The 23401-nt window shown below is 70.5% G+C and carries 24 protein-coding genes; 10 read left to right on the forward strand and 14 right to left on the reverse strand.

Features of this window, described 5'->3' with window-relative positions:
• Window positions 1-3 precede the first annotated feature (3 nt).
• The gene (locus FZ046_RS26340; RefSeq protein ID WP_099046007.1) at window positions 4-165 is read right to left on the reverse strand and encodes a hypothetical protein; all 162 of its coding nucleotides are present in this window, start codon (window positions 163-165) and stop codon (window positions 4-6) included.
• A 28-nt stretch (window positions 166-193) separates the two neighbouring features.
• Between FZ046_RS26340 and FZ046_RS26345 the strand changes: the two genes are divergently transcribed.
• A complete protein-coding gene (locus tag FZ046_RS26345) occupies window positions 194-892 on the forward strand; it encodes a guanylate cyclase (protein ID WP_070354823.1) in 699 nt (232 codons plus the stop codon).
• A 71-nt stretch (window positions 893-963) separates the two neighbouring features.
• On the opposite strand, the gene FZ046_RS26350 is transcribed toward FZ046_RS26345, so the two are convergent.
• From FZ046_RS26350 to ychF, 5 genes are all read right to left on the reverse strand, one after another.
• Window positions 964-1419: a lipoprotein LpqH gene (locus FZ046_RS26350; RefSeq protein WP_070354824.1), complete on the reverse strand. Its 456-nt coding sequence runs from the start codon at window positions 1417-1419 to the stop codon at window positions 964-966.
• Between the two features lie 150 nt (window positions 1420-1569).
• The gene (locus tag FZ046_RS26355; protein WP_074338281.1) at window positions 1570-2961 is read right to left on the reverse strand and encodes an ISNCY family transposase; all 1392 of its coding nucleotides are present in this window, start codon (window positions 2959-2961) and stop codon (window positions 1570-1572) included.
• 100 nt (window positions 2962-3061) lie between these two features.
• On the reverse strand, window positions 3062-3292 hold the full coding sequence (locus tag FZ046_RS26360) for a hypothetical protein (protein ID WP_070356447.1): 231 nt from the start codon (window positions 3290-3292) through the stop codon (window positions 3062-3064).
• Between the two features lie 78 nt (window positions 3293-3370).
• Window positions 3371-4579, reverse strand: a complete 1209-nt coding sequence (locus FZ046_RS26365; protein WP_328514928.1) for an LmeA family phospholipid-binding protein — start codon at window positions 4577-4579, stop codon at window positions 3371-3373.
• A 196-nt stretch (window positions 4580-4775) separates the two neighbouring features.
• Window positions 4776-5849: a redox-regulated ATPase YchF gene (gene ychF, locus FZ046_RS26370; RefSeq protein ID WP_070356440.1), complete on the reverse strand. Its 1074-nt coding sequence runs from the start codon at window positions 5847-5849 to the stop codon at window positions 4776-4778.
• Window positions 5850-5933: 84 nt separating this feature from the next.
• On the opposite strand from ychF, the gene FZ046_RS26375 reads away from it, so the two are divergent.
• Window positions 5934-7160: a DUF6542 domain-containing protein gene (locus tag FZ046_RS26375; RefSeq protein ID WP_149484346.1), complete on the forward strand. Its 1227-nt coding sequence runs from the start codon at window positions 5934-5936 to the stop codon at window positions 7158-7160.
• A gap of 61 nt (window positions 7161-7221) precedes the next feature.
• Here the strand turns inward: FZ046_RS26375 and FZ046_RS26380 are convergent, their stop codons facing one another.
• Complete coding sequence (locus FZ046_RS26380) at window positions 7222-8223, reverse strand: 4-hydroxy-3-methylbut-2-enyl diphosphate reductase (protein ID WP_070351740.1); 1002 nt, start codon at window positions 8221-8223, stop codon at window positions 7222-7224.
• A 53-nt stretch (window positions 8224-8276) separates the two neighbouring features.
• Between FZ046_RS26380 and FZ046_RS26385 the strand changes: the two genes are divergently transcribed.
• From FZ046_RS26385 to FZ046_RS26400, 4 genes are read left to right on the forward strand one after another with little or no spacing between them, the layout of a single operon-like run.
• On the forward strand, window positions 8277-8846 hold the full coding sequence (locus tag FZ046_RS26385; protein ID WP_070351741.1) for a lipid droplet-associated protein: 570 nt from the start codon (window positions 8277-8279) through the stop codon (window positions 8844-8846).
• 21 nt (window positions 8847-8867) lie between these two features.
• A complete protein-coding gene (gene xseA, locus FZ046_RS26390) occupies window positions 8868-10106 on the forward strand; it encodes an exodeoxyribonuclease VII large subunit (protein ID WP_070351742.1) in 1239 nt (412 codons plus the stop codon).
• The gene (locus tag FZ046_RS26395) at window positions 10093-10332 is read left to right on the forward strand and encodes an exodeoxyribonuclease VII small subunit (protein ID WP_070351743.1); all 240 of its coding nucleotides are present in this window, start codon (window positions 10093-10095) and stop codon (window positions 10330-10332) included. The genes xseA and FZ046_RS26395 overlap by 14 nt, the downstream gene beginning before the upstream one ends.
• A gap of 47 nt (window positions 10333-10379) precedes the next feature.
• Window positions 10380-11501, forward strand: coding sequence for a 3-beta-hydroxysteroid dehydrogenase (locus FZ046_RS26400; RefSeq protein WP_070351744.1), 1122 nt, complete (start codon window positions 10380-10382; stop codon window positions 11499-11501).
• On the opposite strand, the gene FZ046_RS26405 is transcribed toward FZ046_RS26400, so the two are convergent.
• The gene (locus FZ046_RS26405; RefSeq protein ID WP_070351745.1) at window positions 11502-12209 is read right to left on the reverse strand and encodes an MgtC/SapB family protein; all 708 of its coding nucleotides are present in this window, start codon (window positions 12207-12209) and stop codon (window positions 11502-11504) included.
• Window positions 12210-12416: 207 nt separating this feature from the next.
• On the opposite strand from FZ046_RS26405, the gene FZ046_RS26410 reads away from it, so the two are divergent.
• Together FZ046_RS26410 and FZ046_RS26415 are read left to right on the forward strand one after the other, a co-directional pair.
• Window positions 12417-13487, forward strand: a complete 1071-nt coding sequence (locus tag FZ046_RS26410) for an NAD-dependent epimerase/dehydratase family protein (RefSeq protein ID WP_070351746.1) — start codon at window positions 12417-12419, stop codon at window positions 13485-13487.
• Between the two features lie 50 nt (window positions 13488-13537).
• Window positions 13538-14776 carry an AI-2E family transporter gene (locus tag FZ046_RS26415; RefSeq protein ID WP_083298024.1) on the forward strand — a complete coding sequence of 413 codons (1239 nt, stop codon included), beginning with the start codon at window positions 13538-13540 and terminating at the stop codon, window positions 14774-14776.
• Here the strand turns inward: FZ046_RS26415 and FZ046_RS26420 are convergent.
• Both FZ046_RS26420 and FZ046_RS26425 read right to left on the reverse strand, forming a co-directional pair.
• Window positions 14773-15579: a dienelactone hydrolase family protein gene (locus tag FZ046_RS26420; RefSeq protein WP_070351748.1), complete on the reverse strand. Its 807-nt coding sequence runs from the start codon at window positions 15577-15579 to the stop codon at window positions 14773-14775. The two genes, FZ046_RS26415 and FZ046_RS26420, sit on opposite strands and share 4 nt — an antisense overlap.
• Window positions 15580-15588: 9 nt before the next feature.
• Entirely contained in the window at window positions 15589-16263 is a 675-nt protein-coding gene (locus FZ046_RS26425) for a DUF4245 domain-containing protein (protein WP_083298016.1), read from the reverse strand.
• Between the two features lie 30 nt (window positions 16264-16293).
• On the opposite strand from FZ046_RS26425, the gene glpX reads away from it, so the two are divergent.
• Both glpX and FZ046_RS26435 read left to right on the forward strand, forming a co-directional pair.
• Window positions 16294-17322 carry a class II fructose-bisphosphatase gene (gene glpX, locus FZ046_RS26430; protein ID WP_070351750.1) on the forward strand — a complete coding sequence of 343 codons (1029 nt, stop codon included), beginning with the start codon at window positions 16294-16296 and terminating at the stop codon, window positions 17320-17322.
• A 50-nt stretch (window positions 17323-17372) separates the two neighbouring features.
• The gene (locus FZ046_RS26435) at window positions 17373-18788 is read left to right on the forward strand and encodes a class II fumarate hydratase (protein ID WP_070351751.1); all 1416 of its coding nucleotides are present in this window, start codon (window positions 17373-17375) and stop codon (window positions 18786-18788) included.
• A gap of 9 nt (window positions 18789-18797) precedes the next feature.
• Here FZ046_RS26435 and FZ046_RS26440 read toward each other — a convergent pair whose 3' ends face one another.
• The 4 genes from FZ046_RS26440 to FZ046_RS26455 all read right to left on the reverse strand — a co-directional run bounded on the left by FZ046_RS26440 (window position 18798) and on the right by FZ046_RS26455 (window position 23395).
• Complete coding sequence (locus FZ046_RS26440) at window positions 18798-20036, reverse strand: cation:proton antiporter (RefSeq protein ID WP_070351752.1); 1239 nt, start codon at window positions 20034-20036, stop codon at window positions 18798-18800.
• 4 nt (window positions 20037-20040) lie between these two features.
• Complete coding sequence (locus FZ046_RS26445) at window positions 20041-20940, reverse strand: polysaccharide deacetylase family protein (protein WP_407664436.1); 900 nt, start codon at window positions 20938-20940, stop codon at window positions 20041-20043.
• A 110-nt stretch (window positions 20941-21050) separates the two neighbouring features.
• A complete protein-coding gene (locus FZ046_RS26450; protein ID WP_407664491.1) occupies window positions 21051-22337 on the reverse strand; it encodes an RNA 5'-3' helicase PhoH2 in 1287 nt (428 codons plus the stop codon).
• Window positions 22338-22567: 230 nt separating this feature from the next.
• Window positions 22568-23395 carry an acyl-ACP desaturase gene (locus tag FZ046_RS26455; RefSeq protein ID WP_070351820.1) on the reverse strand — a complete coding sequence of 276 codons (828 nt, stop codon included), beginning with the start codon at window positions 23393-23395 and terminating at the stop codon, window positions 22568-22570.
• Window positions 23396-23401: the final 6 nt, after the last annotated feature.

Here is a 23401-nt window from a genome sequence, read left to right on the forward strand (position 1 = left end):
CGGTCAGGCGGACGGATCGGCTTCGGCGAGACGCTGGTGCAGCCGTGCCCGGACGTCGTCGGGCGTGTATGCCCGGCGCTGGCGTTCGTCGCGCGCCACCAGCACGCCGGCGGCGGCGACACCCGCCACGCCGGCCAGACCGACCCACTTCCAGATCCCTCGCATGGTCGGTGATTCTGCCTAAGCTGCCCGGGTGGACGCGAACACGGTGACCCTCGAGCGCGCGCTGGCCGAGACGCGCACGGGCGACGTCTGGCTGTTCCGCGGCGCGTCCGGGCCGGACCGGGCCATCCAGACCATGACGAACGCCCCGGTGAACCACGTCGGCATGACCGTGGCCATCGACGATCTGCCACCCCTCATCTGGCACGCCGAGCTGGGGGCGACGCTGCTCGACGTCTGGACCGGCACGCACCACCGCGGCGTGCAGCTCAACGATGCGCGGCAGGCCGTCGAGCAGTGGCTGCTGAAGTACCACCAGCGGTGCTGGCTGCGACAGCTCGAGCCCTATGCCTCGCGCCGGCAGGAGGATGCACTGCTGCGCGTGATCGCGCGGATGGACGGGACGGCGTTTCCGACGACGGCCCGGCTAACCGGCCGCTGGCTACGGGGCCGGCTGCCGGTGGTGGGTGACTTCACCCGTGGGATTCCCTTCGTGCATGGCAAGGTTCGCGAGTCCGCCGAGCGCCGCAGGGTACGACGACGGGCCGCGGGCCTCCGGACGGCGTACTGCGCGGAGACCGTCGCCATCACCTACGAGGAGATGGGTCTGCTGGTCACCGAGAAGAACGACAACTGGTTCGACCCCGGGTCGTTCTGGAGTGGGGACGACCTGCCGTTGACGGCCGGCTACCGCCTGGGCGACGAGATCGCCGTAACGCTCGGGGAATGATTCGAGCCGACGTATGCGTTATCACGCATGATTCGGTCCGTCGATGTCATCCCCGAGGTCGGCGGACCGAATCACTCGATCGGCACACGCGGTGGACTGCCGGGCGGGGGCACGTACGGCCGGTACTCCGGGCAGGTCGTGACGATCTCGAACGAATGTGCCGCCGTCTCACCGGCATTCGGCGGCATGCGGCCGCGCAACTGGTAGGTGTCATCGGATCTGGTGACGTCCACGTCGGCGCGGTCCGACGTGAAGCCGGCCAACTCGTCGTAGCGCACCGCAACCCGATCGGCCCGCAGCCGTCCGCGGTCGAGGACGACCGCGCGAACCATCTGCTTGCCCGGGCCGTCGACGAAGATGATGAGGACGTCGCCGTCGCGGCTGCACGTCACGTCGGTGGTGGTGATGGTGTGGCGGTCGCCGTCGAAGACCAGTGTCGTCTCGACCGTCGGCGCGTCGTTGGCGCAGCCCGCGAGGATCAGCACCGCGCACCCGAGCGTCGTCGAAGCTGCCGCGGTGACGCGCATCCCTCGAGTATGGGCGCGCCGCGGCCGTTCGTCGACGGCGCCGAACGACCGGGGCGGTCTAACTACTTCGACCTGAAAAACCCTTGATGGGCGTTTCGCGTGGCCGAGTTTGCGTCGATTGGTGTCGCACGCGCCGCTGACGGTGGTGATTTATGCGGCGAGGGTACCGATCTTGACGAGATTGTGGGCGAAGACGCCGTGTCCGCACCAGGTTCGGGCTCCATTGAGGCCGGTGAGTTCGGTGCGGTTCCAGCCGTAGCTGCGTTTGATGTGGTTGATCCGGCCCTCTGATCCGGTCCGCCATTTCACCTTCTCCCGGAAGGCGCGGCGGTGTTCGAACTCGCGGCGTGCCGCGCTGGGTTTACTCGTTCGTGGGATCGCCACGGCTCGGACACCGAGGTCGTGCAGGTCGTGTTCCACCGATGCCTGCCCGTAGCCTCGGTCGGCGGTGACCGCTCGTGGAGCGTGCCCGGTGCGGGCGGCGACTCGGGCGATCGCCGGGGCCAGTTGCGGGGCGTCCGCGGGGTTTCCGACCTCGACGTTGTGATCGAGGATGACCCCGTCGGCGTTGTCGACGATCTGCGCTTTGTAGCCGAACTCGACGGGCTTGCCCAGGCGTCCCTTGCGGATCGGGCGGGCATCGACATCGTGGAAGCTGACCACCCGGGTCGCTGACTCGGGCATCACCCCGGCCAGGCGGCTACGGGTCTGGGCCACAACGCGTTCCGCGGTTACCACGACGGTCTGCAGACGGTTGATCGCCCGGTGCAGTTGCCCTTTGCGGTGCCCCTTCACCGTGCGCAGCGCGCGTCGGGCGTTGCGGATCACCGCGGTGGCTTCGCGCATCGCCTCCTCGGCGATACCCGCGAGTTCCCCGGTGATCCGGCGCACCGCGGCCTGGGCCGCATCGCGTTGCTGTTCACCGCGTAGTTTCAGTTTCGCGGCGATGGAGCGGGCGCGGCGCCCGGCCGAACGTCGCCGATCTCGCGATGCAGTCCGGGTGGCACCGCCAGCGGCCTTGATCCGCGCCACACTGCGGGCCATCGAGCCGATCGCTTTGGCCAGCAGACCCGAGTCGGTCGGATAGGACACCGCGGCCGGGATGACGGTGGTGTCGGCCCGGACCTTGTCGGTGCGCAGCAGCTTGGCGTTGGCCGCTTTGGCCAGCAGTGCTTCGTTGAGCCCGGCGACCGCGTCGTCGCCGCAGCGGGTGGTGATCTTCATCAACGTCGTCGGATGCGGCACCCGGGTACCGAACGGAATCCGGCAAAACCGCTGCCAGGAGATCGAATCCGAGACCTCGCGGCACAGCGACTCATAGCCCAGCCTGTAGCGGAACTTCAGGAACATCAACCGCAGGTAGGTTTCCATCGGGATAGATGGCCGACCGATCCTGGCATCGAAGTAGGTTGCGAATGGTGTGAAGAAGACCGGATCGTCGAGTAGTGCATCGACTCGGCCCAGCTCCACAGGCAACACCAACAGCTCGGCCGGCAGGATTGAATCCCACAACGTCGGCTGATCATTTACAGTACGAAACACAATGTCCTCGAATCCTTCTCGCCAAGGGTTCGAGGACATTGTCCCAGCTCAAGGAGCGACCGGGCCCGTCGCCACGCCCGACTTTTTCAGGTCGAAGTAACTAGGCGACCTCGTCGCGCGTGGCGCCCTCGTCGAGGTCGAAGGCGTCGTAGGCGTCCGCGACCAGCGTGGGCGACGCCTCCGGGTGCTGGTGCACGATCCGCTGGAGGGCATCGCGCGTGCGCGACCCGAATGCGCTGTCGTGCAGAGGAAGTCGACCCTCGGTGAGGGCGAGCAGCAGCGCGTCCTCGAACGTCGCCCGAACATTCCCCAGGGGACCAGATGCCGACATGCCGCCAACGCTATGCCGCGCGCTATGCGTTGACGGGTCCGTCAGGTTGCCGCGCGGTTACGAACGTCCGAACAGCGGTCAGAGACGGTCGAAACAGGGGTTCTCGTCGGCCTTCGGGATCGACGCGTCCTGGCTGGAGAACGTGCCGACCACACCGGCGTCGGTCACCTCGACGCTGTCGGCGTGGATGCCGAGCGGGTAGTTGTCGTTGAGCTTCTTGGTGAGGTCGTCCAGCGCGGACTGCACGGTGTCCTTCGGCAGCGGACCCTTCACGTCGAGCACCTGAAGCTGGAGGTCACCGTTCGCCACGACCGGCTTGGCGGTCACGCCGTTGTCGGCGCCGGCGTCGAGGATGATGGTGCCCGCCGCCGGGTCGGTCCGGACACCGGTGATCAGGTTGCCCACGCCGGGCAGGTTCGCCGCGACGGTGTCCTTGATGCCGGCCGACTTCCACGTGAGGGTCGCCCGCAGCGAGCCGATGGTGCCCTTCGCGTCGTCGGTCTCCCGCAGGCGGACGTCCTCGAGGGTGACGTCGGCGGTCATGCCGTCGGCGCTCTGCACGCGGTCGCCCGCCGTGGTGACGGTGATGTTGGTGTAGTGGCCGGTGACGTGTTGCCACAGAAACGGCGGATTGACGCCGAACGAGATCGTCGCGCCGTCCTCGACGACGCACTCGGCCACGGCGACGAGGATGCCGTCGGCGCGGTGCCGGGCGTACAGCTCGCCGCCGGCCAGCCCGCCCGCCAGCAGCGCGACGACGATCAGCGCGAGCAGCGCGCTGGTCTTCCGGTTGAAGAAGCGGGCCTTCCGGGGACGGTCGCCGGCGCCGTCCCCGTCGGACGGCGGCGGGACGAGGGGTTCCGGGCGCTGCAGCTGCTGCGTGGGCTGCGCGTCGGCCGGCGACGGCGGCTTCGGCAGCTTCTCGGTGCTCGCCGCGTCGACGGGGCGCCGCGGGGCGCGCAGCTGCTCGGTCGGCGGCTCAGGACGCCGGGAAGCCGGCGGGGGCGGTGCCGGCCGGGGGCCGGGCCGCGGCGGCGGCGGTTGGCGCTGCGGCGGGGGTGGCTGGCGTGGGGGCTGGCGCTGCGGCGGCGGGGGTGGCTGGCGCTGCGGCGGGGGCGGTTGGCGCGGCGGCTGGCGTTGCGGCGGAACGGGCGGCCCCGGCGGTCGAGGTGGGCCGGGTGGCTGCGGCGGACGTGCCGGCCCGGGCGGCGGTTGCCGACCCGGCGGAGGAGGTGGCCGTCGACCACGCCAGTCGGGCTCGCCGGGGCGTTGCGGTGGGACGGTCACCCGCGCGATTCTGCCCTTCGCCGCCGGGACCGTCGAGTACGCGCGTCGGCCCAGCCTGCGCCGAGTGTGCATCTCACGACGCTCGACCGGCGTGTCGCGTCGCCAGATGCACACTCGCGTCGAGTGTGTGGCTCGTGAACACCCTCACTCGTCGTTCGCAGTCAGAACCCGCACACTCGGCGCGGAACAGGGCCCACTACACGTTGAAGCGGAACTCCACGACGTCGCCGTCGGCCATCACGTAGTCCTTGCCCTCCATCCGGACCTTGCCGGCGGCCTTGGCGGCGGCCATCGAGCCCGCCTCGACGAGGTCGTCGTAGGAGACGATCTCGGCCTTGATGAAGCCCTTCTCGAAGTCGGTGTGGATGACGCCGGCGGCCTTCGGCGCGGTGTCGCCCTGGTGGATCGTCCAGGCGCGCGACTCCTTCGGCCCCGCCGTGAGGTAGGTCTGCAGCTTCAGCGTGTGGAAGCCGGCGCGGGCCAGCGCATCGAGGCCCCGCTCGGTCTGGCCGATCGACTCCAGCAGCTCGGCGGCCGACTCCTCGTCCAGCTCCTGCAGCTCGGCCTCGATCTTGGCGTCCAAGAACACCGCGTCGGCCGGGGCGACCATCGCCCGCAGCTCGGCCGTGCGCGCATCGTCGGTGAGGATCGACTCGTCGGCGTTGAAGACGTACAGGAACGGCTTGGTGGTCATCAGGTTGAGTTCGCGCAGCGGCGCCGTGTCGACACCGGCGGCGAACAGCGTCGTGCCGGAATCCAGCACCGCCTGCGCCGCGACGGCCGCCTCGAGGACCGGCTTGCGGTCCTTGTTGTTGCGGGCTTCCTTCTCCAGCCGCGGGACCGCCTTCTCGAGGGTCTGCATGTCGGCGAGGATCAGCTCGGTCTCGATGACCTCGATGTCCGACGCCGGGTCCACCTTGCCGTCGACGTGCACGACGTCGTCGTCGGCGAACACCCGGACCACCTGACAGATCGCGTCGCACTCGCGGATGTTGGCGAGGAACTTGTTGCCGAGCCCAGCGCCCTCGGAGGCGCCCTTCACGATGCCGGCGATGTCGACGAACGTCACCGGCGCCGGCACCACCTTCTCCGAGGCGAACATCTCCGCGAGTGTGGCGAGGCGCGGGTCCGGCAGCGGCACCACGCCTTCGTTCGGCTCGATGGTGGCGAACGGATAATTTGCGGCGAGCACGTCGTTGCGTGTCAACGCATTGAACAACGTCGACTTGCCGACGTTCGGCAGTCCGACGATTCCCAGGTTGAGGCCCACGGGTTCGACAGTCTACGGAGGTGCCGCGGCCACGCCGGGACGCGCTGGCAGCACTGTCACGGGGATAGCCGGTACGGTCGACGTGTGTCAGCTCAGCGTGCGCGATCGGCGGTGCCCGCCGCACAGCGTTCCGTGCTGCCCTCGTTGCCGGGAATTCCCTGGTGGGGCGCCATTCTCGTCGCCGTGACGGCCACGGCCATCGGCTTTGCCTTCGACGCCGGCTCGGGCACGAAGGGGCTCTCCACCGCATTCGGCGTGTGTTACGTCACCGGCTGCATCCTCGCCGTGCTGGCAGTGCGGCAGTCCGGCGTCTTCACCACCGTGATCCAGCCCCCGCTGATCCTCTTCGCCGCCGTCCCCGGGGCGTACTTCCTCTTCCATGGCGACGAGATCAAGGGCATCAAGGACATCCTGATCAACTGCGGCTATCCGTTGATCGAGCGCTTCCCGTTGATGTTCTTCACCGCGATCACCGTGCTGGTCATCGGCGTCGCACGGTGGTACCTCGGGCACTCGGCCGGCCGCCGAACCGCCGCGGAGGCCGATTCCGACACCCCCCGCTCGGCCCGCCGCAGCGCCGTGGCCGACAGCGCCGCCGAGACCGCCGCAGAGACGCCCGTCCGACGCAGCCGCCGGCGCGCCGCCGAGGCACCGGAATCCGACGACGAGGCCGACGAGCCCCGGACCGCCCGCCGGTCGCGGGCGGCCGCCGCACGCCCGCGCCGCGACCGCGCCCCCGAGACCGAGGTCATCCCGTCGGTGACGGACCGGCCCCGCCGGTCGCGCCCGCCGACCGACGGCGACGAGCCGCGCCGCCGCTCCCGCGACGAGGTGCGCGAGCGCCGCGCGTCGGCCCCCGCGGAGCGCCGGTCGGCCGCCTCGGCGGAGCGCCGGTCGGCCAACCCGTCGGAGCGCCGGTCGGCCAACCCGTCGGAACGCCGGTCCTCCGAGCGCCGGTCGGCCGCCCCCTCGGAGCGACGCAGCCAGGACCGCCGGGACCGTTCGCAGCGGGGCGACGCCGACCGGCCGGTGCGCCGCGAGCGCCTGGACCGCACGGACCGTCCCGAGCGCGCGGAACGTCCCGACCGCTACGACCGTCCGGAGCGTCGCCGGCGCGCGGCGGAGTACGAGCCGTTCGAGACCTTCGACCGTTACGAGCCCGACGCCGGCCGATCGGGCAACGGGTCGCACCACCCGGTGTCGCGGGTGCGTTACCGCGGCGCCGACGACGGCGAGTCCCGCGTCGAGCAGCGCAGCACGCCGCGCCGTCAGCGCAGCGCGGAGGCGGACGCCTGGGAGTACGACGTCTGAGCGAAGCTCAGCTGAGTGCCGGCGCTGAGCGGAGCTCAGCAACGCGCGGCGCTGAGCGTGCTCAGCTGCGGGCCGGACGAATCTCGCGCGGCAGTGCGAACACCAGCGTCTCGTTGGCCGTGGTGACGGGCTGCACGGTGTCGTAACCGTGTTCGGCGAGCCGTTCGAGCACCCCGCGCACCAGCACCTCCGGAACCGAGGCGCCGGACGTCACGCCGACCGTGGTCACACCGTCGAGCCAGGCCGGGTCGATGTCCTCGGCGTAGTCGACGAGGTGCGCGGCATCGGCGCCGGCGCCGAGAGCCACCTCGACCAGCCGCACCGAGTTCGACGAGTTCTTCGACCCGACGACGATGACGAGGTCGCACTCCGGCGCCATCGCCTTCACTGCGACCTGACGGTTCTGCGTGGCATAGCAGATGTCGTCGCTGGGCGGATCCTGCAGCGTCGGGAACTTCTCCCGTAGGCGCCGCACGGTCTCCATGGTCTCGTCCACGCTCAGCGTGGTCTGCGACAGCCAGATGACCTTGTCGGGGTCGCGGACGGTCACGCCGTCGACGGCGTCCGGGTTGTCCACCACCTGAACGTGGTCGGGCGCCTCCCCCGCGGTCCCGACGACCTCCTCGTGGCCCTCGTGGCCGACGAGGAGGATGTCGTAGTCGTCGCGGGCGAAGCGCTTGGCCTCGTTGTGGACCTTGGTCACCAGGGGGCAGGTCGCGTCGATGGTCTTCAGGTTGCGGGCGGCGGCCTCGACGTGGACCGTCGGGGCGACGCCGTGCGCGGAGAACACCACTATGGCGCCCTCGGGCACCTCGTCGGTCTGCTCGACGAAGACGGCGCCGGCCTTGGCCAGCGTCTCCACGACGTAGCGGTTGTGCACGATCTCGTGCCGCACGTACACCGGGGCGCCGTGCTTCTCCAGGGCGCGCTCCACGGTCTCGACCGCGCGGTCGACGCCTGCGCAGTAGCCGCGCGGCTCGGCGAGCAGAACGCGCTTGCCGGCCGTCCGCTCGACGACCGAGCTGGCGGCACCGGGGATGCCCATGTTGATCGTCGGTGGCATGCCTCCCAGGGTACTGACCTCCGGCCCGCACCTGCCAGCCGTAGGCTGCACCCATGGCTACTGCACCGTATGGGGTCCGTCTGCTGGTTGGCGCGGCGGTGACGGCTCTGGAGGAAACCCGCAAGCTGCCGCAGACCATCCTCACCTACCCGATGACGGTGGCGAGCCAGGTCGCGCACATGGTGATGAAGGTCCAGCAGGACGTCGCCGACCTGGTCATCCGGGGCGACGAGACGCTGGAGAACCTGTTCCCGCCGAAGGACGAGCAGCCCACGTGGGCGACGTTCGACGAGGACACCGGCGAGGACGACGAGGACGACGACGCCGACGCCTCCGACGGCCCGCGCCGCACCGAGGGCCGGTACGCGCTGTACAGCACCGGCGAGCCGGAGGACAAGCCGGCCGAGCCCGCCGCGACGTCGCGGTCCACGCCGTCGGCGGCCCCCGCGATCGTGGCCGAGGTGGACTACGGGTCGCTCACCCTCGCCCAGCTGCGCGCCCGGTTGTCCTCGCTGAAGATCGGCGACCTCGAGGAGCTGCTGGCCTACGAGGAGGCGACGAAGGCGCGCGCTCCGTTCCAGACGCTGCTGGCCAACAGGATCACGCGCGCGTCGGCCAAGTGACCACTCCGGCGGGCCGGGCCGATGACTGACGCCGAGCAGGGCAAGTCCCCGGAGAATCCGTGGCCGGTGCGGGCCGTCGCCACGCGCGTCGCGAAGTACATCGACCGCCTGGGCATGGTCTGGATCGAAGGCCAGCTGACCGAGCTGAAGGTCCGCCAGTCCACGGCGTGGATGGTGCTGCGCGACCCGGCCGCCGACATGTCGCTGTCGGTGAGCTGTCCGCGCGATCTGGTGGTCAATGCGCCCGTGCCGCTGGCCGAGGGCACGCAGGTGATCATGCTCGGCAAGCCGCAGTTCTACACCCGCAACGGCTCGTTCAGCCTGCGCATCAGCGAGATTCGCGCCGTCGGCCTCGGCGAGCTGCTGGCGCGCATCGAGCGGCTGCGCCGGCTGCTGGAGGCCGAGGGACTGTTCGACCCGCGCCGCAAGCGGCCGCTGCCGTTCCTGCCCCGGGCGGTGGGGCTGATCACCGGGCGCGCCAGCCACGCCGAACGCGACGTGCTGACGTGCACCACCGACCGGTGGCCCGCGGTGCGCTTCGAGGTCCGCAACACCGCGGTGCAGGGCACCAACACCGTGCCGCAGGTGGTGGAGGCGCTGCGCGCACTCGACGCCCACCCGGACGTCGACGTCATCGTGCTCGCCCGCGGCGGCGGCAGCGTCGAGGACCTGCTGCCGTTCTCCGACGAGACCCTGTGTCGCGAGATCGCCCGTTGCACGACGCCCGTGGTGAGCGCGATCGGCCACGAGCCGGACAACCCGCTGTGCGACCTCGTCGCAGATCTGCGGGCCGCCACCCCCACCGACGCCGCCAAGCGGATCGTTCCGGACGCGGCCGCCGAGCAGGCACTGATCGACGATCTTCGGCAGCGCAGTGCGCGTGCCCTGCGCAGCTGGGTGCGCCGCGAGCAGCACGCCGTCGCGCAGCTGCGCAGCCGCCCGGTGCTCGCCCGTCCGCTCGAGACGCTCGACGCGCGCACCGCCGAGGTGCACCGCGCGCTGGCCGCGACCCGGCGCGACGTCACCCGTACGATCGCCGCCGAGACCGACCGCATCGGCCACCTGTCGGCACGGCTCGCGACACTGGGTCCGGCGGCGACGCTGGCGCGCGGTTACGCCGTGGTGCAGGCAGTGGCGGCCGACGGTTCCGCCACGGTGCTGCGGTCGACGGCCGACGCCCCGGCGGGCACGCGGCTGCGGGTCCGGGTCGGCGACGGCGCCGTCACGGCGCTCAGCGAGGGAGAAGATGAAGCCCATTAGTCAACTCGGGTACGAAGAGGCCCGCGACGAACTCGTCGACGTGGTGCGCCGCCTCGAGCAGGGCGGACTGAGCCTCGACGAGTCGCTTCAGCTCTGGGAACGCGGCGAAGAGCTGGCCAAATGCTGCGAGCGGCACCTCGAGGGCGCGCGCCAGCGCGTCGAGAAGGCCCTGGCCGCCGCCGACGGCACGGTCGACGACCAGGACGTTGCCGACGGAAGGACCTAGCCACCGGGACTCGAAACTGGAACACGTTTCAGTTACGGTTGTCGGTCATGGGTGATCCGTCGCTGACCACGTCCCTCGGCCGCGTCCTCGTCACCGGTGGCTCCGGCTTCGTCGGTGCCAACCTGGTGAGCGAACTGCTGTCCCGCGGACTGGAGGTCCGCTCCTTCGACCGGGTGCCGTCCAGGCTGCCCGACCACCCGCGGCTGCAGTCCGTCGTCGGCGACATCACCGACCTCGGGGACGTCACGGCGGCCATCGGGACCGGGGCGGACCGTGTCGACACGGTCTTCCATACCGCGGCCGTCATCGACCTGATGGGCGGCGCGTCGGCGACCGCCGAATACCGGCAGCGCAGCTTCGCCGTCAACGTCGGCGGCACCGAGAACCTGGTGCGCGCCGCTCAGGCCGCAGGGGTCGCCCGCTTCGTCTACACCGCGTCCAACAGCGTCGTGATGGGCGGCCAGCCGATCGCGGGCGGCGACGAGACCCTGCCCTACACCGAGCGCTTCAACGACCTCTACACCGAGACCAAGGTCATCGCCGAGAAGTTCGTCCTCGGCGAGAACGGGGCTCACGGCATGCTCACGTGCTCCATCCGGCCGAGCGGCATCTGGGGCCGTGGCGATCAGACGATGTTCCGCAAGGTGTTCGAGAGCGTGCTCGCCGGCCACGTCAAGGTGCTCGTCGGCAGCAAGGACGTCAAGCTCGACAACTCCTACGTGCACAACCTGATCCACGGCTTCATCCTGGCCGCCGAGCACCTGGTGCCCGGCGGCACCGCACCCGGGCAGGCCTACTTCGTCAACGACGGCGAGCCGATCAACATGTTCGAGTTCTCCCGGCCGGTGGTGCTGGCGTGCGGCGAACCGTTTCCCACGCTGCGCATCCCGGGGCGGCTGGTCTGGTTCGCGGTCAGCGTGTGGCAGTACCTGCACTTCCGCTTCGGGCTGCCCAAGCCGCTGCTGGAACCGCTAGCAGTGGAACGCATCACGCTCGACAACTACTTCTCCATCGCCAAGGCGCAGCGCGACCTCGGCTACCAGCCGCTGTTCACCACCGAGCAGGCGCTGGCCGACTGCCTGCCCTACTACGTCGAGCTGTACGCCGAGATGAAGGCCGCGGGCGCCCGGTCCCCCGTCGTGGCGACCGCCACGCCGCCCGCCGGCTGATCACTCGCGCGCGTCGAATGAGCTGACCGCCCAGCGGGTGCTGGACACCCGCGCGTCGGCGGCGAACCGGCCGACCAGCGAATCCAATTGCTGCTCCACGCCTTCGGCGCTCGTGACGTCGACGCGGACGACCACCTCGTCGGAGGTCGACAGGCGTGTCGAACTCGACGAGCGCACCGGAACACCCGCATCGGCCAGTCCTGCCGCCAGGTCGCGACGCACCTCGGCCGCGCCACTGGTCCGGCACACGATCTCGACGACGAAACCCGGTTGGTCCGCGACAATGGTGCCGCGTCCGCTGCGGACGTCCATGCGACGCGCCAACGGCTGCAGGAACAGGTTGCCGAACACCACGATGGCCGCACCGGCGATCGCCTCCCGCCACATCCAGGCGCCCGCGAGCGCACCGACCGCGGCGGTGGCCCAGAGGGTCGCCGCGGTGTTCAGACCGACCACGGACAGGCCGTGCTTGAGGATGACGCCGGCGCCGAGGAAGCCGATGCCCGAGACGATCTGGGCGGCCACCCGGGTCGGGTCGCCGCCGGGAAAGCTGAACGCACCCAGGATGAAGAACAGCGCGGAGCCCATGCTGACGAGCGCCATCGTCTGCAGGCCCGCCATGCGGGCGCGCCACTGCCGCTCGATGCCGATGATGACGCCCAGGACGGTCGCAAGACCGACGCGGGTGATGAGGTCGACGGCCAACATGTCTGCAGATTGTGCGCGTCGCGGCGCGTCCGACGGGTCCGCGACGCGGCGCGTCGTCGTCCGAGACTTCTCGGCGTCCGCTGCATCGTCGCGCCACGAGGCCCCGCTCCGCCGCACGACATCTCACCCGGTGAACGGAAACCTTCTCTAGAGTGCGGAGGCGAAGCCCGCGGCGACGCTGCGTGCGACGCACCCTCGAGGAGGCACATGTCCAACGCGGTACTGGTGACGGGCGCATTCGGTCTGGTGGGCTCGGCCACGGTACGACGACTGGCCGCCGACGGCCGCACCGTCGTCGCCACCGACCTCGACGTGCCGGAGAACCGCAAGGCCGCCGCCGCGCTGCCCGACGGCGTCGAGGTGCGGTGGGCCGACCTCACCGATCCCGACGAGGTGAACGGACTGCTTGCCGCCGTCGCGCCCGCGGCCGTCATTCACCTCGCGGCGATCATCGCGCCGTTCTGCTATTCGCGGGCCAAGCTCGCACGCCGCGTCAACGTCGACGGCACCGCTCACCTCGTCGCCGCCGCCACCGCACAGCCCAACCCGCCGCGGTTCGTCCAGGCGTCCAGCGTCGCGGTGTACGGGGCACGCAACCCGCACCACGTCGACGGGCTGCTGTCGGCCGACGTCCCGATGCACCCGACCGATCTCTACGGCACGCACAAGGCCGAAGCCGAGGAGATCGTGCGCACCTCGAGCCTCGACTGGGTGGTGCTGCGCCTCGGCGGCGTGCTGACCACCGAGATCAGCTTCGACATCAAGCCGGAATTCCTGTTCTTCGAGTCCGCGCTGCCCACCGACGGTCGCATCCAGACCGTCGACGTCCGCGACGTCGCCACCGCGTTCACGCGGGCCACGACCGCGGACTGCGTCGGCGAGATCCTCCTCATCGGCGGCGACGACGCATCGCACCGGCTGACCCAGGGCGACATCGGCCCGGCGACGGCAGCCGCGATGGGTCTGGTCGGCGCGCTGCCCATCGGCAGGCGCGGCAACCCGGACAGCGACGTCGACTGGTTCGCCACCGACTGGATGGACACCGCCCGCGCGCAGGAGGTCCTGGGCTTTCAGACCGTGTCCTTCCCGGACATCCTCACCCAGACCGCGGACAAGGCCGGCTGGAAGCGCTATCCGCTGCGCGCGGCGGCGCCGGTCGTCGGTTTCCTCCTGGCACGGCAGTCGGCCTACCACGGCAAGCCGGGTCAGTGGGCCGACCCGTGGGGAGCGATCCGGGACAAGTGGGGCGATCCGGGGCCCGACCGCCCCGCCACGTGAGGCGAGGCGCCGCACCGCGCGTGCTCCTCTGACAAGATCGGCGCGTGGCCCTGCGCACCGACTTCACCGCGACGCAGAAGCGTGCGCTGGCCGTCGCGACGGTGCTGGCGATCGTGCTCGGCGCCTACTTCCTGCGCAGCTACCTCATGGTCGTCGTGGTGGCCGCCGTCGCGGCCTACCTCTTCAACCCGCTGTACCGGTGGTTCGGTCGGCGGTGCGGCAACGGCCTGTCGCTGACCCTCACCATCCTGTCGGCGCTGGTCGCACTCGTCATCCCTCTCGGCCTGGTGATCCTGCTGGCGGCGGGCCAGATCAACGTGATGATCCGCAGCGTGTCGTATTGGGTCGCTCACACCGACCTCAGCGCGCTGGGACACCGCGCGCTGCGACTGGTCAACGAGGCCGTCGACCGGGTGCCGTTCCTCGCCGGCGTCGACGTCACGCCCGCGATGATCCAGGAGCGCCTGTCGACGGTCGCCCAGCGCGCCGGCGAGTGGGCACTGGGTGTCCTGACGGGCTTCGCCGGCGGAGTGGCGGGCGGGCTAACCGCGGCCGTGCTCTTCGTCTACGTGTTCGCCTCACTGCTGTCCAACCAGGACGGGGTGCGGACGCTCATCCGCAAGCTCAACCCACTCGGCGAGGACGTCACCGATCTCTACCTGGAGAAGATGGCCGCCATGGTGCGCGGCACGGTGTTCGGCCAGTTCGTCATCGCCGTCGCGCAGGGCGTGGCCGGGGCGGTGTCGATCTACCTCGCCGGCTTCCATCAGGGCTTCTTCATCTTCGCGGTCCTGCTGACCGTGCTGTCGGTGATCCCGTTGGGCGGCGGCATCGTCAGCATCCCGTTCGGGATCGGCATGATGCTGTTCGGCAACGTGTGGGGCGGGCTGTTCGTCATCGTCTGGCACGTCCTGGTCGTGACCAACATCGACAACGTGTTGCGCCCGATCCTGGTGCCGCGCCAGGCGCGGCTCGACTCGGCGCTGATGCTGCTGGCGGTCTTCTCCGGCATCGGCGTGTTCGGCTTCTTCGGCATCGTCATCGGCCCGGTGCTGATGATCGTCATCGTCACGACGATCAGCGTCTACCTGGCGGTGTTCAAGGGCATCCCGATCCTCGATCCCGAGGAGGACGACCAACCGGACGCGCCGGGCCGGTTCGCGCGGTTCGCCCGCTGGGTGCGCACCCGCGTGGGCGCCGAGGAGGCGACGGCGCGGCTGCGCGCCAGGCAGGATCGCGTCACCGCGCCGCCCGACGACAGCGCTGACTCGGACGACCCGCCGGGCTAGCTCTCGGGCCGCAGCCGCTCGGTGAGGAACGCGACGACGCGCTTGCGTGCCTCGTAGGCCGGGTGGCCGTCGACCTCGCGCACCTGGTCGGTGAGCACCGAGTGCGCCCCGCGGCTCAGACCGTCGGGATTGCCTTTGCCGGAATCGATCTCGATGACCTCGAAGGCGTCACCGAGCCGTGCCTTGAGCGTCGTGAAGCGGGCGCCCGGCGACATCGCGTCCTCGCTGAAGCGCAGCCCGAGTGCGCACAGCCCGTCCTCGGCGGCGCGGCGTTCGACGACCTTCAGCTCGTCCTCGGACAGGCCGGGGTCGCGACGCTGGCGGGCGGTGAGCGGCAGCGGCAGCGACGGCTGGCTGAGCACCGGCGCCAGCACGCTGTCGTCGACGGCGGCGGCGAGGGCGAAGCCTCCGGTGAAGCACTGCCCGATGACGCCGACGCCCGCGCCGGGGGTGCTCGCGTTCAGATCGCGGGCCAGCGCGCGCAGGTAGTGCGCGACGGGCCGGTCGGCGTTGGTGGCGAACGCGGCGAACTCCTTGGCGATGCAGCCTCGCAGCAGCACCGGTACCGCGCCGGGCCGCAGCGCGGGTGCGCCGGGCGTGCCGAACAGCGACGGCGCCGCGACGGTGAAGCCGTGGTCGACGAGGTGGTTGCCGAGGGCGAGCACGCCGGGATGCAGACCGGGCATCTCGGGGATGAGCACCACGCCCGGTCCCTCGCCCCGGCGGTAGACGTCGTAGGTGAGGCCGGCGGCGGTGTACGGCGCCGCGGCCCATCCGGTGAGGTCCGCCTCGGGTGCGGTCATGGGTCGCTCCTAGCTGAACGGCAGTGGCGTCGACGACTGCGTCGCCTTCGCCAACGTACGGTACTCGGCGGTACCCGCGGCACCCTGCAGGGCGACCTGCGCCGGTCCCGTCGGCCCGGTGAGGCGCGTGGTCCACACCGGCCGCACGTCCTCGTCGCCCTCGTAGACGATCCAGCGGACGCCGTCGACGTCCTGGGTTCCGGTGGGCACCAGGCTGGTGTCGAGCCAGCTGATCAGCTTCTCCTCGGTGGCGTTGCTCTGCACCAGTGCGAGGAACATGCCGGTCGGCGCCAGGTAGCCGACCTTGGAGGTCACCGCGCGCGCCGGGGCGCCACCCGGGTCGGTGCGGCCGCCCTCGATGCTGCCGCGACTGCCGGAGTTGGCGTGCCAGCCGTCGGGCAGCCGCGGGACCCTGATCGGGATCTTCAGGGCGTCGGCATCGGCCTGCAGCGCCGCCGGAGCGTCGTAGGCCGGCGGGGTGCCCTGGCCGGGGCCCTCGGGGGCGAAGGAGCACATGCCCAGCAACCCCGCGACCACGATGCAGACCACCACCAGCGGGGCCATCGACCAGAACATGTCGCGGCCGTCCTGGAGCAGCCGCGACTTCGCCGGCTTGGGTCCCGGCGGCGGCGTGGGTGGGCTGGTCGGGGGCACGGTCACACCGCCAGTATCCCAGCTCCCCATCGCGGAATCGCTAATGGGAGAATCTGGCGCATGACGTCGCCGCGCCGCGAAGCACCGGATCGCAACCTCGCCCTCGAACTGGTCCGAGTCACCGAAGCCGGGGCCATGGCCGCCGGCCGCTGGGTCGGGCGCGGCGACAAGGAGGGTGGCGACGGCGCGGCCGTCGACGCCATGCGCGAGCTGGTCAACTCGGTGTCGATGCGCGGCGTCGTGGTGATCGGCGAGGGCGAGAAGGACAACGCGCCGATGCTCTACAACGGCGAGGAGGTCGGCAACGGCGACGGCCCGGAGTGCGACTTCGCCGTCGACCCGGTGGACGGCACCACGCTGATGAGCAAGGGCATGCCCAACGCCATCTCGGTGCTCGCGGTCGCCGAGCGCGGCGCCATGTTCGACCCGTCGGCGGTGTTCTACATGCACAAGATCGCGGTCGGCCCCGACGCCGCCGACGTCATCGACATCAACGCCCCCATCGCGGAGAACATCCGCAAGGTCGCCAAGGTCAAGAACTCCAGCGTCCGCGACCTCACGGTGTGCATCCTCGACCGGCCGCGGCACGCCCAGCTGATGGCCGACGTCCGGGAGGCCGGGGCCCGCATCCGGTTGATCTCCGACGGCGACGTCGCGGGCGCAATCTCCGCGTGCCGCCCGAACTCCGGCACCGATCTGCTCGTCGGCATCGGCGGCACGCCCGAGGGCATCATCGCCGCCGCGGCGATCCGCTGCATGGGCGGCGCCATCCAGGCCAAGCTCGCCCCGACCGACGACGCCGAGCGGCAGAAGGCGATCGACCGGGGTTACGACCTCGACCAGGTGCTGACCACCGAGGACCTGGTGTCCGGGGAGAACGTCTTCTTCTCGGCCACCGGCGTCACCGACGGCGACCTGCTCAAGGGCGTCCAGTACTCCGGCGGCGGCTGCACCACCCAGTCGATCGTCATGCGTTCGAAGTCGGGCACCGTCCGCATGGTCGAGGCCTACCACCGCCTCTCGAAGCTCAACGAGTACTCGGCGGTCGACTTCACCGGCGACAAGACCGCCGCCTACCCCCTGCCCTGACCACTTCGCCCCGTTGACCTGACACCCCCGACCCGAGAACAGGGAGCCGCATGACCGACAGCGCCGTCGACGCGACCGAGTACCGCATCGAGCACGACACCATGGGCGAGGTGCGCGTCCCGAAGGATGCGCTGTGGCGCGCGCAGACCCAGCGCGCCGTGGAGAACTTCCCCATCTCGTTCCGGCCGTTGGAGCGCACCCAGATCCGCGCGCTGGGGCTGCTCAAGGGCGCGTGCGCGCAGGTGAACAAGGACCTCGGACTGCTCGACGCCGAGAAGGCCGACGCCATCATCGCCGCCGCGGCCGAGATCGCCGACGGCCAACACGACGACCAGTTCCCCATCGACGTGTTCCAGACCGGGTCGGGCACCAGCTCGAACATGAACGCCAACGAGGTCATCGCGTCGATCGCCGCGGCCAACGGCGTGACCGTGCACCCGAACGACCACGTGAACATGTCGCAGAGTTCCAACGACACGTTTCCCACCGCCACCCACATCGCCGCGACGGAAGCCGCGGTGCGCCATCTCATTCCGGCCCTCGAGGTGCTGCATGAGTCGCTGGCCGGCAAGGCCCGGCAGTGGCGCACCACGGTGAAGTCGGGCCGCACGCACCTGATGGACGCCGTCCCGGTGACGCTGGGCCAGGAGTTCAGCGGCTACGCGCGCCAGGTCGAGGCCGGCATCGAGCGGGTCCGCGCGACGCTGCCGCGTCTCGGCGAGCTGGCGATCGGCGGCACCGCCGTCGGCACCGGCCTCAACGCTCCGGACGGGTTCGGCGCCAAGGTCGTCGAGGTCCTCGTCGACCAGACCGGCATCGCCGAATTGCGCACGGCCAAGGACTCGTTCGAGGCGCAGGCCGCCCGCGACGGTCTGGTCGAGGCATCGGGTGCGCTGAAGACGATTGCCGCGTCGCTGACCAAGATCGCCAACGACATCCGCTGGATGGGCTCCGGCCCGCTGACCGGCCTCGGCGAGCTGCAGCTGCCCGACCTGCAGCCGGGCAGCTCCATCATGCCGGGCAAGGTGAATCCCGTGCTGCCCGAGGCGGTCACGCAGGTGGCCGCCCAGGTCATCGGCAACGACGCGGCGGTCACCGTCGGCGGCCTGTCGGGCGCGTTCGAACTCAACGTGTACATCCCGATGATGGCGCGCAACGTGCTGGAGTCCTTCACGCTGCTGGCCAACGTCTCTAAGTTGTTCGCCACCAAGTGCATCGACGGGCTGGTCGCCAACGAGGCGCACCTGCGCGAGCTGGCGGAGTCGTCGCCGTCGATCGTGACGCCGCTCAACTCGGCCATCGGGTACGAGGAGGCCGCCAAGGTCGCCAAGGAAGCCCTCAAGGAACGCAAGACGATTCGCCAGACGGTGATCGACCGCGGGCTGATCGGCGACAAGCTGTCGGAAGCGCAGCTCGACGAGCGCCTCGACGTGCTGGCCATGGCCAAGGTGAAGGACGGCGAGTAGCAGCGGATCTCACGCGCGGGGCGGTACGTCGGACGACGTGCCGCCCCGTTCGCGTTCCGGCGTCGCTCCCAGCCACCTGATGCCCGGCCACGCCGAGGCGCTGTGGATCACCAGGCTCAGCGTCACGGTGACCACGGCGATCTGGGTGATGAGGCCCGCCTGCTCGATCTCGCCGCGCTCGACGACGATCAGTCCCAGCACCAGCGTGCCGATGCCGCGCGGACCGAACCAGCCGAGGAACAGCCGGTGCCGTGCCGGCAGGTCGGTGCGGGTCAGCGCCAGCGACACCGCCACCAGCCGGACGCCCAGCACCACGGCGACGGCGAACACGACGACGCGCCAGTCGGCGTCGCGCCAGCCGACGACCACCGCGTAGGCGCCGAAGAGGGCGAACACCATCAGTTCCAGCAGCTCACCGGCCGCCTCCGAGACGTGCATGTCGATCCGCTGACCGGCCCGGCGCGCGGCGAACGCATACGCGAGGCCGCCGGCGAACGCGGCGACGAAGCCGCTGCCGTGCACGTGCTCGCCAACCTGAAAGCACAGCAGCGCGACGGCGAGGGTGGCCAGCTGCGCCCAGGTGTCGTTCATCCAGCCCCGCCCACGGGAGCGGGTGATCACCCAGCCGCCGGCGACGCCGATGGCCAGGCCCACCCCGACCGACAGCAGCTCGGTCCGCAGCAGGAAGTACCCCCAGCGACCCGCGTCCGGGTCCGTGCGGTCGGACGCCAGGGCCAGTGCGGCGAGCACCGCGGCGAGCGCGAAGCCGTCGTAGAAGCCGCTCTCGGTCGACAGCGCGTGCCGCAGACGCTCGGGGACGCGGCGGTCGTCGAGCAGCGTGTGGATCAGGGCCACCTCGGTGGGCGCGACGATGGCGGCCAGGCACACCGCCTCCCAGACCGGCATGACCGGCAGCACCAGCAGCGCGGTGGCCGTACCGAGCACCAGGGCCAGCGGGATGCCGACGACCAGCAACCGGAAGGTCACCTCGCCGCGATGCCACACGGCGGCCAGATCCAGGTCGACGGCCTGGTTGAACAGGATCAGCGTCAGGGCCAGCTGCGCGACGAGGGTGAAGCTCGATGCATCGTCACCGGCCTCGAGGACCCCGATGCCGAACGGTCCGAGGGCCACGCCGAGCGCGACGAAGACCAGCGCGGGCGCGAAGTACCACCGGGTGACCAGGCCGGACACCACCGCATAGCCGAGCACCAGCAGCGTCAGGACGAACGCGGTCTCGGCGCCCAACGGATCAGGCGCCGTTGTTGGGGCCGCCCGAGTTCTGATTCGGGATGTCGGTGATCGGGAAGTTCGGCATCGGCGCGGGCGACGGCGTGTTCGGCAGTGCGGGTATCTCGCCGGGGGCGATGTCGTGCAGGTCGTTCACCGGCGGCCCGTTCTCCCGGCTGCCGTAGGACGTTCCGGGCGCCAGCGGGCCGAGCATCTGGTTGACCGTCACGGGGAAGTAGCCGTTCGCCCGCAGCACCGGCAGGAACTGCTGGACCAGGTCGACCGTCGAGGAGTAGGTGTCGTGGAACAGCACCACGGAATTCGGCTTGATCTGGCTCATCAGCAGTGCGCGGGTGGCACCGGTGTTGGCGTCGTTGGCCCAGTCGAACGGGATGACGTCCCAGTTGACGTCGGCGAGGCCCTGCCGACCCGCCTCGGCGAGCACCGCGTCGTTGACCAGACCGCCCGCGGTGCGCACCAGCGTCGGCCGCGCTCCGGTGGCCGCCTGGATGGCGTCGGAGGCCTTGCTGAACTGCGCGGGGATGTCCTCCGGCGGAATCGTCGTCATGTTGGGGTGTTCCCAGGTGTGGCTGCCGATCTCCATGCCGGCGTCGGCGATGCGCTTGGCGCCCGCCGGGTTGGCCGCCACCTTGTTGCCGATCAGGAAGAACGTCGCCTTCGCGTTGTCGTTCGCGAGCACCTGCAGCAGCCGGTCGGTGTAGGGGCTGGGCCCGTCGTCGAAGGTGAGCGCGATGCACTTCACCTGGGCGCAGTTGATGTCGTCGGCCTTGGCCACCCGGACGTGGCCGGTGAGCCCGCCGACGAGGATGATCGCGACGCCCGCGCACACCCCGGCGACCATGCGCCAGTACGACCAGGAGGCCGAACGACCGTCGGAGGGGGTGTCGGACCGCTTGCGCACGGGTGGCAGCCTACCGCCCCTGCCGGCAGCGCTCCCCCACCGCCGAGACTGCTGGGAGGTCCGGGTTTCCTGGGAAACGGGGATCTCCCAGCAGGCTCGGCGGGCGGGTGTCACGGCAGCGCGTTGGGGCTGATCTCCTCCAGCATCTCGGTGACCAGCGCGGCGATCGGCGACCGCTCGCTGCGCAGCAGGGTGATGTGGGCGAACAGCGGGTGGCCCTTGAGCTTCTCGATGACCGCCGCGACGCCGTCGTGGCGGCCGACGCGCAGGTTGTCGCGCTGGGCGACGTCGTGGGTCAGCACGACCCGCGACCCGGCGCCCAGGCGCGACAGCACGGTCAGCAGCACGTTGCGCTCCAGCGACTGCGCCTCGTCGACGATGACGAACGAGTCGTGCAGCGAGCGGCCGCGGATGTGGGTCAGCGGGAGCACCTCGAGCATGCCGCGGGAGAGGACCTCCTCGAGCACCGCGGGGCTGGCGAGCCCCTCGAGGGTGTCGAAGACGGCCTGCGCCCAGGGGCCCATCTTCTCGCTCTCGCTGCCGGGCAGGTAGCCGAGATCCTGTCCGCCGACGGCGTACAGCGGCCGGAACACGACCACCTTGCGCTGGGTCCGGCGTTCGAGGACGGCCTCCAGGCCCGCGCACAGCGCGAGCGCCGACTTGCCGGTGCCGGCCTTGCCGCCGAGCGAGACGATGCCGACCGACTCGTCGAGCAGCAGGTCCAGGGCGACGCGCTGTTCGGCTGACCTTCCCCGGAGGCCGAACACCTCCCGATCGCCGCGGACCAGCTGCACGCGCTTGTCGGCGTTGACCCGGCCGAGGGCGTGCGAGTTGCCACCGAGAAGCCGAACGCCCGTGTGGCACGGCATGTTTCGCGCGTCCTCAAGGTCGATCTCGCCTTCGGCGAACAGCGTGTCGATCTCCTCGCCGGTCACGTCCACCTCGGCCATGCCCGTCCACCCCGACGTCACGACGTCCTGGGCGTGGTACTCGTCGGCCGCCAGCCCCACCGCGCCGGCCTTGACGCGCAGCGGGATGTCCTTGCTGACGAGGGTGACGAGCTTGCCCTCGGCGGCGAGATTCGCTGCGCAGGTGAGGATTCGCGCGTCGTTGGTCTCGGTGCGGAACCCGGCGGGCAGGACCGACGGGTCGCTGTGGTTCAACTCGACCTGCAGCGTCCCGCCTTGCGTCCCAACGGGAATCGGCTGGTCCAGCCGTCCGTGCTCGAGGCGGAGGTCGTCGAACATGCGCAGGGCCTGCCGGGCGAACCACCCGAGTTCGTGGTGGTGGCGTTTGGCCTCCAGCTCGCTGATGACCACCAGGGGAACGATGACTTCGTGCTCGGCGAACCGCGTGAATGCCCAGGGATCGGACAGCAACACGGAGGTGTCGAGCACGTAGGTTCGGACGTCGGTCCGACCAGACGATTCAGTCACGTGGCGCTCCTTGAACCGCGCGGTCCCCGCACGGCCACCTCGGTGGACACCGCGGTACGAGGACCGGGGCCGGCCCCCTCGTCTCGACGACGGGTACCGCCCGGACAGCAGAGCATGTCGCTAGCCATCCCCTGCGACGCTACCCCCGGTCGGGCGTGTCCGCCCTCCGGCACGCCGTGGCCGGAACGTGACTACTGCGTTACGAATTCCCGAAGTTCGGGCTCGTCGGCGAGGCCCCATTCGGTGATGCGATCGGAGACGACCCGGCGCAGTGCGGCGGCGTCGAAGATGCCCGCCTCGGCGACCACGGCGACCTTGTCCTGATAGGCGTCGATGTCGGCGCCGACGCCCTCGAGCACGGCGGCCCGGCGGGCGATCGCGGCGACGGTCTCGGCGCGGTCGTAGGTCAGGCAGTGCGCGACGAGGTTGGCGAAGATCACCGTGTGGCGCTCCTCGTCCTTGGCGATCTTGCCCATCATCCGCTTGAGCACCGGCTCGTCGATCCGGTCCTCGAGGTTGCGGCAGAACACGGCGTGCTCGTGCTCGAAGAACGCCATGAACACCAGTGTCTCGATCTGGGTGTAGGTGTGGGCGCGGTAGCCCTTCATCACGTGCTCGACGCGGACGTCCTCGTTGGCCGACGGGTCGATCTCGCGGGTGACGACGAGGTAGTTGCGCAGCGCGACGGCGTGCAGGTGCTCCTCGGCGGTCCACCGGCCCAGGAAGCGGCCCCACTGCTCGTCGAGGATGAAGTGCTCGACGAGTTCGCGGTGGTAGCCGGCGAGGTTGTCCTTGGTGATGAGCAGGATCTCGAGCGCGTCGGTGACGTGCTTGGGCAGCGTCACGTCCGACGGCTCCCAGTCCCGGCCGCCGAGGAAGGCGAAGTTCTCCCCTTTGTCCCACGGCACGTAGTCGTGGGCGAACCAGATCTCCTCGGTGTCGAGGTGGCGTCGCAGGTTCTCGGCGACGACGGGCTCGAGTTCGGCGGTCAGAGCGTTGGCGACGGGCTTGAGTGCCATGAAGTA

This window comes from Mycolicibacterium grossiae, from assembly GCF_008329645.1.
Taxonomy (GTDB): domain Bacteria; phylum Actinomycetota; class Actinomycetes; order Mycobacteriales; family Mycobacteriaceae; genus Mycobacterium; species Mycobacterium grossiae.

Coding starts and splice junctions, on each gene's coding strand:
- FZ046_RS26405 (WP_070351745.1), bottom strand. CDS start 12,209: ATGTTGGCCGTCGACCTCATCACCCGCGTCGGTCTTGCGACCGTCCTG.
- FZ046_RS26395 (WP_070351743.1), top strand. CDS start 10,093: ATGAAGCCCATTAGTCAACTCGGGTACGAAGAGGCCCGCGACGAACTC.
- FZ046_RS26340 (WP_099046007.1), bottom strand. CDS start 165: ATGCGAGGGATCTGGAAGTGGGTCGGTCTGGCCGGCGTGGCGGGTGTC.
- FZ046_RS26385 (WP_070351741.1), top strand. CDS start 8,277: ATGGCTACTGCACCGTATGGGGTCCGTCTGCTGGTTGGCGCGGCGGTG.
- FZ046_RS26380 (WP_070351740.1), bottom strand. CDS start 8,223: ATGCCACCGACGATCAACATGGGCATCCCCGGTGCCGCCAGCTCGGTC.
- glpX (WP_070351750.1), top strand. CDS start 16,294: ATGACGTCGCCGCGCCGCGAAGCACCGGATCGCAACCTCGCCCTCGAA.
- xseA (WP_070351742.1), top strand. CDS start 8,868: ATGACTGACGCCGAGCAGGGCAAGTCCCCGGAGAATCCGTGGCCGGTG.
- FZ046_RS26420 (WP_070351748.1), bottom strand. CDS start 15,579: ATGACCGCACCCGAGGCGGACCTCACCGGATGGGCCGCGGCGCCGTAC.
- FZ046_RS26435 (WP_070351751.1), top strand. CDS start 17,373: ATGACCGACAGCGCCGTCGACGCGACCGAGTACCGCATCGAGCACGAC.
- FZ046_RS26360 (WP_070356447.1), bottom strand. CDS start 3,292: ATGTCGGCATCTGGTCCCCTGGGGAATGTTCGGGCGACGTTCGAGGAC.
- FZ046_RS26410 (WP_070351746.1), top strand. CDS start 12,417: ATGTCCAACGCGGTACTGGTGACGGGCGCATTCGGTCTGGTGGGCTCG.
- FZ046_RS26400 (WP_070351744.1), top strand. CDS start 10,380: ATGGGTGATCCGTCGCTGACCACGTCCCTCGGCCGCGTCCTCGTCACC.
- FZ046_RS26350 (WP_070354824.1), bottom strand. CDS start 1,419: ATGCGCGTCACCGCGGCAGCTTCGACGACGCTCGGGTGCGCGGTGCTG.
- FZ046_RS26425 (WP_083298016.1), bottom strand. CDS start 16,263: ATGGGGAGCTGGGATACTGGCGGTGTGACCGTGCCCCCGACCAGCCCA.
- FZ046_RS26455 (WP_070351820.1), bottom strand. CDS start 23,395: ATGGCACTCAAGCCCGTCGCCAACGCTCTGACCGCCGAACTCGAGCCC.